The organism is Pseudomonas aegrilactucae, from assembly GCF_019168305.1.
Taxonomy (GTDB): domain Bacteria; phylum Pseudomonadota; class Gammaproteobacteria; order Pseudomonadales; family Pseudomonadaceae; genus Aquipseudomonas; species Aquipseudomonas aegrilactucae.
Map to the genome: position 1 here is coordinate 1 of NZ_JAHTBI010000124.1, position 10,294 is coordinate 10,294.

General features: G+C 54.1%; 7 protein-coding genes and 2 pseudogenes. 4 read left to right on the forward strand and 5 right to left on the reverse strand.

Translation table 11 applies throughout. From position 1 onward, the window contains the following. The first annotated feature begins 981 nt into the window (after window positions 1-981). The gene (locus KUO17_RS25405) at window positions 982-1,413 is read left to right on the forward strand and encodes a hypothetical protein (protein WP_255263794.1); all 432 of its coding nucleotides are present in this window, start codon (window positions 982-984) and stop codon (window positions 1,411-1,413) included. 590 nt (window positions 1,414-2,003) lie between these two features. Further along, window positions 2,004-2,360: pseudogene (locus KUO17_RS27410) on the forward strand (MFS transporter); the annotation flags it as partial. A gap of 579 nt (window positions 2,361-2,939) precedes the next feature. Here KUO17_RS27410 and KUO17_RS25415 read toward each other — a convergent pair. Both KUO17_RS25415 and KUO17_RS25420 read right to left on the reverse strand, forming a co-directional pair. Beyond that, entirely contained in the window at window positions 2,940-3,152 is a 213-nt protein-coding gene (locus tag KUO17_RS25415; protein WP_217978317.1) for a hypothetical protein, read from the reverse strand. A gap of 345 nt (window positions 3,153-3,497) precedes the next feature. Beyond that, a complete protein-coding gene (locus tag KUO17_RS25420) occupies window positions 3,498-3,977 on the reverse strand; it encodes a DUF3617 domain-containing protein (RefSeq protein WP_217978318.1) in 480 nt (159 codons plus the stop codon). A gap of 149 nt (window positions 3,978-4,126) precedes the next feature. Between KUO17_RS25420 and KUO17_RS26875 the strand changes: the two are divergent. Further along, window positions 4,127-4,231 (forward strand): annotated as a pseudogene (locus KUO17_RS26875) (lysis protein); the annotation flags it as partial. 211 nt (window positions 4,232-4,442) lie between these two features. Here the strand turns inward: KUO17_RS26875 and KUO17_RS25425 are convergent. Both KUO17_RS25425 and KUO17_RS25430 read right to left on the reverse strand, forming a co-directional pair. Next, window positions 4,443-5,393 (reverse strand): FecR domain-containing protein, encoded by a 951-nt coding sequence (locus KUO17_RS25425; protein ID WP_217978319.1) that lies wholly within the window; start codon window positions 5,391-5,393, stop codon window positions 4,443-4,445. Further along, on the reverse strand, window positions 5,390-5,905 hold the full coding sequence (locus tag KUO17_RS25430) for a sigma-70 family RNA polymerase sigma factor (protein WP_217978320.1): 516 nt from the start codon (window positions 5,903-5,905) through the stop codon (window positions 5,390-5,392). Before KUO17_RS25430 ends, KUO17_RS25425 begins: the two co-directional genes overlap by 4 nt. 186 nt (window positions 5,906-6,091) lie before the next feature. Here KUO17_RS25430 and KUO17_RS25435 point away from each other — a divergent pair, with 186 nt between their 5' ends. Next, a complete protein-coding gene (locus KUO17_RS25435; protein ID WP_255263795.1) occupies window positions 6,092-8,527 on the forward strand; it encodes a TonB-dependent siderophore receptor in 2,436 nt (811 codons plus the stop codon). 320 nt (window positions 8,528-8,847) lie between these two features. Here the strand turns inward: KUO17_RS25435 and KUO17_RS25440 are convergent, their stop codons facing one another. Continuing rightward, window positions 8,848-9,696 carry a DUF1353 domain-containing protein gene (locus tag KUO17_RS25440; RefSeq protein WP_255263796.1) on the reverse strand — a complete coding sequence of 283 codons (849 nt, stop codon included), beginning with the start codon at window positions 9,694-9,696 and terminating at the stop codon, window positions 8,848-8,850. Window positions 9,697-10,294: the final 598 nt, after the last annotated feature.

Here is a 10,294-nt window from a genome sequence, read left to right on the forward strand (position 1 = left end):
CTTGATCGGAGAATCCCTAGCTGCCGCAACAGGCAGCAACGTATTGGCACCTCCATACCCATATCCCTGCCCCCCCTGCCCCCTGCCCCCTGCTGTGGGTGACGATGAGATCCGGGTGCGGATATACGCGGCCTGCAGTGATCGAGACTATGTGCAGCTTGGGCGTGTTACCTTGACCGCCATAACCACGGAGCCCTTTTGAAATGATCAGACCCAATCCGTGATGAGTTAACTGTCCCGACCCAGTCATTATAGAAAATATTACCGTTCACCCTAATCAAGACATTTCGCAATTGCTTAAATCATTTAATTCAATACCCGAATCAAAAAAAATCCTTCGCGACAGGAAACTTCCTACCACTGCAACAACCAACACCCTCCAACTGAAAAGACCATTAACATTCCAAACATAAGTACGTCACTGGATAGTGACAAAATACCCTTCACCCAAGTCTTGTCTCTCCTTGACAGGCCAGCGCGCCAAATGGAAATATATCCTCATCACGTAGCCATCCGGCACTTTCAAATAACAACCACCTCTATAAAAAATAGAACCGTGCCTCTTCGCCCGAAAAACTCTAGATCTGATGAAAGCACACAGCTCTCTGCGTTTTTGCTCACTGTAAATATCGACCGTGTCACCAAACACCATCAACGCATAGACACCTGAATGCCAGACACTCTACAGCGAGATGGCCCTTCCTATCCGAGATAGCCAAGCCCTTGGGTACCGACCTGAATGAATCAGAACGCCCTCAACGAATCCAGGGGCAAACAGATTCACGTTTCCTCTGCAAGACCACTGTATGTAGGTGCACATAACAAATCGAAAATAACTGCCAACGTTATGTCTGAAAGGATGTTCAGCCATGCAGCTTCTCCATCACGTCATTGCAGATAACGCCACTAAATATCCTACAAAGCCGGCCATTGTGCTAGACGGCACCACAACGGCTTATCAAGCGCTGCAACGGCGTGCGGATGACGTTGCCTCATATCAAGCAATTTCTCAAACCTGAGGGGCTGGCATTTTTTCTTGAGAAGCTCAACCACCCCGACCCTCAGGAATACCTGCGTCGGGAGCGTATCAAGGACGAGGTGTTCAAGGCTCGCTACTTCAGCGAAGAAGAAATCCGCTGGAAACGCCAACAGATGCTCGAACAGATGCAAAACGGCCAGGTCACCCTGGAGGAGTTAGTTAGCACCCTGTCGACCCATTTCAATCATGTTCACCTGCTTTGGAGCAGCAGTAACTTCTGCGAATTCGTCGCCTCCGACGACCCGAAGCAAATCGAGCACTTCCTCGGTCTGCTGGGCCCGGTGGTGCAACCCGCAGACTTCTGCTTTGAAGGCACGCGCCTCGGCGCCATTTCGTCCTCACTGAACGATGGTGGAGGGTCGGGTAATGTTTGATCCCTCTGAACAAATGTTTTACCAGACCGCCCTGCCCGCTCTATATCAACGCGCCCGACAGCACCTGCCAGGCTGGCGCGAACGAGCGACCGTGGCAGAGAAAAACCGCCGTTTGAACAGCACTACGTTCACCGAGCTGTTTGCTGGCGGCTGGCTGGACCTGCTGTCACCCCGCGCCCCGGCCACCAGCAGCGGGCACTGGCCCACACTGGTGCAAAGCGCGCGCATCGCAGCCATGGGCTGTGCCTCCACGGGCTGGATGCTGGCCCTGGTGGGCGGCCACAGCTGCATCGCTCGGCGCCTGCCTCCAGCCTGCCAAGCGCAGCTATACGCCGAAGGCCCCCGACAGCTGTTCGCCTCAGCCTCCAGCAGCGCCGACAGCCAGTTGTCATTCGAGGCCGAAGGCGTTCGGGTGAGCGGTCGCTGGCGCTTCAGCTCGGGCATAGAGGACGCCACCTGGTTGATGCTCAATGCCTCCTGCCCGAACCACCCGGATGCTGCGCAGAGCCCGCGTTTCCTGCTGCTGGTCGCTGCGCACAAGGTCCAGAAGCTGGACAGCTGGGATAGCTACGGCATGGCCGCAACCCGCAGGCGCGTTCATCACCGCCTGGAGCCCAGATCTGATCGGTTACGTGGTGGGGTTTCTGCTGATCGTCGGCTTCGACAAGATGTTCAACGTCTATATGCGCAGTATCCGTCAGCGGGTCATTGCGCCTCAGGACTTTGGCAAGACGGTAGGCGTGATTACCTTGCTCAATAATCTATCGCAGCCCCTGGCCGGCTTGCTGGTGGCATTGCTGGCTGCACCGTTGGGCACGCAAGGGGTGATTATGATGCTGGCTATGTCGGCTACGTTGCTGGGCGCGGGGGCGCTGTGGTGGTTTGGAAAGGCACGGGGCCTGCTCGACGCGTCGGCACTGGAGTCAGGCCAAGATCCCGGCAAGTGAGTGAGGAGCGCATTGACTGCGTACCTCCATGCCGCAGCGATGCAGATAGTATCGGGTAAGGCAATCTGTACCTTGCGCGGTGAGCTATCACGTCGTAGGTGTTTATAGGCAGCGACGTACCGCTTTCGACCCAGAGCCGTGGTCCGGAAATGGCAGCAATCGGCCAAAAGCGGCCAATGGTAATGGACAGTTAAAAGGCCATTGGAGCAGGCGAAGCTTACCCATCGCTTATTAGTAACTCTAGGATGTTCGTTCAATCCAACAGGGTTGCTGCTCTATCGACAAGAGACGCCATCACACTCGGCTTTTCACTTATTTTTCAAGGAGCTAAGTCTTTTCAACGACCATCGTCTGACGCCTTCAGAAAATGTAGGACGAGGAGGCCAGACAGTGATTCTTTCGAAATCTATTTCTAAAGCGTCGCCGACAAAGCGCCCTCTAAAGGTGCGGACATCAGTGTAGACCGTATCACCCGTTCTACTTAGGAACGGGGTTCGCGAAACCGCGTTTATGTCGTTTTCAGTTCGTGTGTATGGCACCGGGCTGCCAACATCGAGACCGGCGCCTTTCATGTAGGAGTCAATTTTTTTTGAGTACATCATCCGGTTTTTCTACGGTGCGCCAATAGATGAAATGGCCGTCGTCAGTAAATACCAAATAGACGTGCCAAGGGGCGGTGGCTGGTCTCTCTCCTTCGGAATACCACACTTGCTCGCGCACATCAGAACTGACGCGTGTTGTGCAACCAGAGAGGAGCATTAGGCAAAACGTAGCAATCAATAAGCGAATCATATTTCCTTCCTTGAGTTAACTATCCAGCTCGAAGCGTCGCACGCAGGCTGGCTCCAAGAATTTTTAACTACTTCTGCCTTGCCGATCCGTAAAAGTGGTTCAGTACTCTTAACTCAAGCACTGCCGCGAAAACGCAGAGCGCCAAAAGCCAAGTCTGAAGACTCGCTTACGATGGAGTCACCCCAACAGACCAACGCTTAAGAAAGCGAGCTCAAGATCATCCCGAAGGATATATACAACGCCTGGAAGCCGCGAGGGCACTGACCTTAGCCACAATTGAGCGTTATACGTGGCAAGCGATGTAGCTGCATTCGAGGTCCGTCAAGCGATGACGCTTTAAACCTTTCATCTATTAGAGTATGGGGAATTAATCTTCATTCCTCCGTGCATTTTTTTTACACCCGGCTCCATATCCGCCGGGCACGCGCCCTGAAAGCTGCCATTAATCACTGTGTGTTGTCTTTCAGTTTTTCCATTTAGCTCAAACGACGTATCGGCCGTCAGCACATAGGATTTCGCAAGGTCGCCTTTGAAAGATCCGGCCATAATCGCTTCAGGGCAGCGTGATTTGAAATTATAGCTATCGACGTTACCGCTTTTAGATTCGATTTTGCACTCCTGTTCGAAGTCACTCCACAGGTCGTCATCTATAAGCCTGTCTTTCTCATGGTCGACGCATATTTCCCAAGAAAACGGCGAGGTGGACGGAGTAACCTTCCACAAACCTGAAGTGCGTTGCAGACGCAGCGATGGTTCAGCGGCTGACGCCAACGATGTTACTGAGAGAGCAATTGCAGTCGACAACAATATGGCGAAGTACTTCATCACGCATCCTATTTGTAGATGATCACGTTGAGCAGGATACTTGAAAAGCAAGTGCTCCTGGCTTGGCGAGAGTCATTGATTCACAGCTGCGCGCCGAAACTGCCCACGGCATGGTCAGCGTCACTCGCGTAGCCCGCACTACTCAATGCGCCCCAGCGCATGCTCAACGAATTATCGCCATCACCGACGCCGGCGGCCAAGGATTGATTGCGCTGCGGGCGTGCCAAGCGTACGTCAGAGTTCTGGCCCCCTGAGCTCTTTAAGCTCCATCATCGACGTTTGAGCGTGCGATCTGAGGCGACGAGCAGCACGCTATTTCCGATGATGGTGAGTTGCTCCTGGTTTCGTAAACGCCCGACGGCCGCTTCCGACCCTTAGCAGCCATTCACGGAAAAGTGCTGGGGCCAAAAAGCGGACGCTAAGAGCCGATGATCGTCTGAGGCACCGGCCTTTGAAAGTCGCAAATCATGAAACCGGCAGGATGCGGGTCCAGTAACGGGTAATTTGCTGAATTCGGATGGGTAACGAACGGGCGATAGTGTTCAATGTCAGCTCGATATCACCAAGCGAATACGAGCCCGATACCCGCAAGTGGCTGACCTCGGGCGCGCAGCCAAGATAGCCGGGGCAATAGCGCTGCAACTCATTGATGAGTGTATCCAGCCTCCAGCCTTCCACTACCAGCCGCCCATGAGCCCAGGCCTCTGCGCCTTTTTTCAAAGTCTGCGTGGCAAACAGTCGCTGATGATCAAACGTCACCGATTGTCCTTGCTCGATCACGACCTCATCTTCAGCCTGCTCGGGACGTACCGCAACGGCATGCTGGTAGACGCTAAGACGTGTCAGTCCGTCGAGTTGGCGCACGGCGAAACGCGTGCCCAATGCGCGCAGATCTCCCTGTGCACTGCGCACCAGCAACGGACGTGGATCCTTGCCGGTGGTTACGTGAACCTCCCCAGCCCGAAGGATCAGCAAGCGCGTGCTGGCATTGAACATTACATCCAGCGCGGTATCGGTATCCAATACCAGCAGGGTGCCGTCGGCAAGAGCTTCTCGGCGCTGTTCTCCGGTGCGCGTTCTAAGGTCGGCCATCCATCTGGGCGCAACGTCATATCCCTGCCATGCCAATGAACTCGCTCCGGCGCCCAGCAACAGCCCTTTGAGAAGGGTGCGGCGATTCGGGCCGCTTTCGCACAGCGTGGACTTTTCCATGACCTTCCAGGCCAACTGCTGCGGCATGCTGCCAAGGCGGGCCTGCAATTCGGTCAACTGCTGCCATGCCCATTCATGCTCCGCGCTTCGGCAGTGCCAGAGTTGCCACTGCGCGCGCAGCGCCGCGTCGTCAGGGTTCGCGGACAGCTGCGCGAACCACTGCGCAGCATGGCGAAGTGCTTGGCGCTGGGCGTCGGTGGTCACCACGGATTATCCACGAGGTACAAGAGGCAGCGCTCGGTGGCCCGGGCCATGTATTTGGTTACTGAGCTGGCGGACACCTTTAGGTGTTCCGCGATTTGAGGGTAGGTCAGCCCTTGCACTTGCGACATTAGGAACGCCGTTTTCGCCTTCACGCCCAGGCCGTCAAGCATGCGATCCAGCTCCAGAAGTGTCTGGAGCAAGGAAAGCTGTTCCTCGGCAGAAATCTCGAACGACTCGGGCTGTGCGGCGAGCACTTCGAGATAGGCACGCTCCACCGACTGACGGCGAAAACTGTCGATCATTACCCGCTTGGCGATGGTTACCAGAAAATGCCTCGGCTCATTGAGCGTGGCCGCCCGGGGTTCACGGCGCTCGGCAAGCAGCACGCGAACAAAGGTGTCCTGGGCGAAGTCTGCCGCCGCCTGCGAACACCCGGTGCGTTTGCGCAGCCAGTTGATGAGCCAGGGTTGATGGTCGTTGTAGAGGGTCGCGATAGGGTTGCCAGACGGCATATCTAAGCCAAGCAGAGAATAAGAATTAATCTCAATATAGTGAAATGATAGCCTGAGAGCAATCGACTTATGGCCCTGAAAATCAGGCCAGGAAAAATTTCGAAACGCGTTGTCACTTTCTTATCGGCAGCGCGACTCCTTATGCAGACACCTCACAAAATGCCAACAATCGCATCAGGAGTAAGCATGCAGCATCCCCTTCCAGGCTTCTGCACCGCCACATTGAACACCCCAAGCGCGCTATGCCTTGCCCTATTTGGCGCATCGTTGTTGATGGCCACTCCAGCACTTGTCCACTCTGCTGAAGGTGAGGTAACAGCTCGTACGCTGCATCAGCAGGAATTTGCTATTGAAGCCGGGTCTCTTGCCACTGTACTGAACAGCTTTGCTACCGAAGCAGGCGTAGTGCTTTCATTCGACAACGGGCTGACCGAAGGCAGGCAGAGCCGGGGCATCAACGGCCGCTATAGCATCGATCAGGGCTTTTCCGTGTTGCTGAGCGGGTCTGGGTTGCAGGCGGTTGCAGATGGGAACAACAGCTATGTGCTTCTGCCGGCTGCACCATCGGGCTCATTGCAACTGGACGCGACCAACGTGAAAGGTTCAGGGCTGGGCGCAATCACCGAGGAGTCGGGGTCGTACACGACAGGTAGCACCAACACAGCGACGCGGATGAATCTCTCGCTGCGAGAAACGCCGCAGTCGGTCAGCGTCGTAACGCGTCAGCAAATGGACGATCAAAATATGCAGTCCCTGGAAGACGTTGCCAGGGCTGCTACGGGAATCAACACAACCAAGGATTTCGGTACCGAACGATCACGCTATTTCTCCCGCGGCTTCCAGGTCAACGACCTGCAATACGACGGGGTGCCGACCAGCATCTCCGAAAGCTACTCGATGGACGTGACCTCTGTTAACAACATGGCCATCTACGACCGGGTAGAGTTTGTGCGCGGCGCAAACGGCCTGATGCAGGGTGCGGGAACCCCCTCGGCGGCCATCAACCTGGTGCGCAAACGGCCAACGGATACCTACAAGCTCATAGCAGAAATCGGCGCTGGCTCTTGGGATAATTACCATAGTCAGATCGACGTGAGCGGGCCCTTGAATGACCAGGGCACTCTGCGTGGTAGAACCGTACTGCTATACAATGCCGGCAATAGTTTCGTGGATCGTGCAGACAAAGAGAACCAGCTGTTCTACGCCATTGGCGAAGCGGACTTGAGCGAAGATACGACTGTGAGTCTGGGGGCCGTGTTTCAAAAGGATTATCACGGCGGTTATGATTGGGGCGGCTTGCCTACCCAACTCAATGGCAGCTTCTACCCACTGTCGCGCTCGGCGTCCTTTGCGCCAAGCTGGGCACATCTGAATAAAATCAATCGCACGGTATTCGCTGACATCAAGCATGCGTTCAACGATGACTGGAAACTGACCGTCAACACTAACTTCATGTGGTCGAATGCCGATTTCCTCGGGCTCTACGGCAACAACATTGGTAACGACCAGTTCCGTCTGTCCACAAACGACACAAAATACGACGACGAACAAATCAGCCTTGATGCCGCGCTGAACGGCGCTTTCTACCTGCTCGGCCAGCGCCACGAACTGGTGTTTGGCGCTAACGCGCGCAAAGACCGGTTCATCAACGAGTCGCGTTACAACAACAACCCAAGCGTCGTCGATATTCTTGATTTCGCCCCTACACAAGTGGTCGCGCCCACCTCTAGCTATGAACGAATCCAGTACCGCAACGTACGCAAGGATAAAGGGCTTTATGCCGCCACCCGGTTGAACCCCAGCGACGACCTGCATGTGATCCTGGGCAGCCGTTTCAGCTGGGTTGATTACGCGTCTGCTGACTATGACGACCGTTTCAAGGAAAATGGAAAAGTCATTCCCTATGCTGGCGTCGTGTATGACCTGACTGACAATACCTCGGTTTACGCCAGCTACACCGAGATTTATCAGGTTCAAAGCAACTACGACGTCAACAACAAACTGCTCAACCCGATCACCGGAAGCAACTACGAAATCGGCCTTAAAAACGAGTTCTACGATGGGCTACTCAATACGTCAGTGGCGGTATTCCAGGTTGACCAAAGCCATTTGCCTCAGGCGGTTGCTGGCGCAGAACGTATTTGCGGGCCAGGGCGAAGCTCAACGTGCTACGAGGAGGGTGGCAAGGTACGCAACCGAGGTTTTGAAGTAGAGGCTTCTGGCGAGATTCTCCCCGGTTGGAACGCCGTGCTCGGCTACACCTACAGCCACCCTGAATATGTAGGCGGAACCCGAAAAGGTACCGACTACGCCACCGAAACTTCTCCGCGCCGGTTATTCAAACTTTCTACCAATTACCGTTTGCCCGGCGAGTTGGACAATTGGCGCGTCGGTGGCAGCCTCTATCATCAGAGCAAGGTCTATCTGGGCAGTGTGGAGCAAGGTGCATACAGCCTGGTCGATCTGAACGCTAACTACCAGATTAACAAGAATCTGAGCGCACAACTGAACCTAAACAACGTGTTTGACAAGCATTATTATTCCGCCATCTATAACTCGAACCTGGGCAACTATTACGGCGAGCCGCGTAACTTCGCCTTCACGCTACGGTATGAAAACTGACCTGACTTGCTCTCGCCGCATCAATGTGGTTTGCGGCGAAATTGCAGACATGTCCTGAGCATGGAGTGGATGGCTCCTATCACTCTATGCAAGTGGCTACTATGGGTCGGAAGCAGCCAGTAGCGAAGGCCGCTATCGACCCAAAGCTGCCGGTGGTGAAGGGAAGCAATCGGCCAAGAGCAGATGTGCCGCCGGACTGGAAAGTACTAAATGAGCACGCAGTGCCGTTATGGCGTCTTCTAGGCTGCTTTTTTCAGAAAAGATGGCAGGCCTGAATTTGTTAGCCCTCGCTGCTCCGTACAGAAAAGTCAAATATACGACTAAAGCTCTTCGCGAATGATGATGTCAATTCGTCTATCTAGGGCTCTACCCTCACCAGTAGAGTTATCAGCTACCGGGCGGTGCTCTCCGTATCCCCTGGCGGATATAGCGGATGGATCAAAGCCCTTGGCAATAAGTTTCTTTGCAGTAGCATCTGCACGACGCTGAGAAAGCGCTAAGTTTATTTCTGCCGAACCCGTACTGTCTGCGTGCCCCTCAATAGTGATTGATATACCTGGAATATTTCCAAGCGTAGCGCTCACTTTGTTGGTAATTTCGGTAACGCGGTTGTCTGAAACAACATTGGTATCGACCAGAATCGAAATCCAAATCTCATCGCCAAGCTCATCGATAGTCGCAAGCCCTCCAATAGCTTTAAAAAGAGCTTCTACTGGATCCTTTGTGTGCTCTACAAGGCTGCTGCTATCAAGCATTTCTAGTTCGGACAGTTCAATATCGGGCTTATCGTAGATCAAACTTTTCCATCGCCGGACGAACGATCTCATTTTCTGCTCTCGACATGGAAAAAGCCGAACTCCAAGATCAGTGCCCCAACGCGGCCCACACTGATACACCGCCGTATACATAATTTTTGCCCTCTGGGCACTTACGCCAGAGCACCTCATGGCCTCGTAAAACATTTTGTGGACGGCCCTCCAGTTTTGGGCCTTCCTTTCACACTCAACATCGTGAGTGACAGAGGCTTTTCGATACAGCCCCACAAACGGCCCCCCAATAAACGACCACAAAGCTTGAGGGATCGAAGCGCCATCGACTACAGACCCTTTCGGAGCAAGCCAGTCTTTCAAATGTGCGTCCGTGTAAACGTAGTCTTCTAATAACTTCATGTTTCGCCCATCTTCCAACCATTCTGCACGTATCGCCCCATTGCAGCTTCCGAACTCTGCACCTATAGCATTCCCTGCGGCGAGAAGAATTATAAGAGCTAAAGGGCAAGCAAACTCGACACATCTCGGGTAACTATGCATCCAATTACTCCCTGTGTTTCGAAAGTGGGCTAACGATTAAGCTAATGGGCAGGCAAAAGTGCAGCTTTTGGCTATTGGCTACATCAGGGAGTGTAGCAACGTGCCCACGGTCTGCTTCTGGCCGTAAACCGCCCTCCGCGAAGGGCAGCTTGGGGTCGTAAGCGGCCTTCCACCAAAGGCCGCATACAACCAGAATCTCTAGCTGCCGCAACAGGCAGCAACGTATTGGTCAGCCTCCAGCACAGGCCACTCTGTGCGCCTCTAAGCCATTGAATTCAAAAGCAAGCCAGGTCGTTAAAGTGCGTGTATCAACACTCAACCGGCAACGCCTCATCCTGCCCACAGCCAGAAACTTGAATCCCCCCACCCCAACCCCCCGTTAACCTTGCGCAGTCGCTGTAAATCCAGTGACCGGGTTTAGCAGCCTGTCAAAAAAAAATCAAGGTGCACAAAGCCG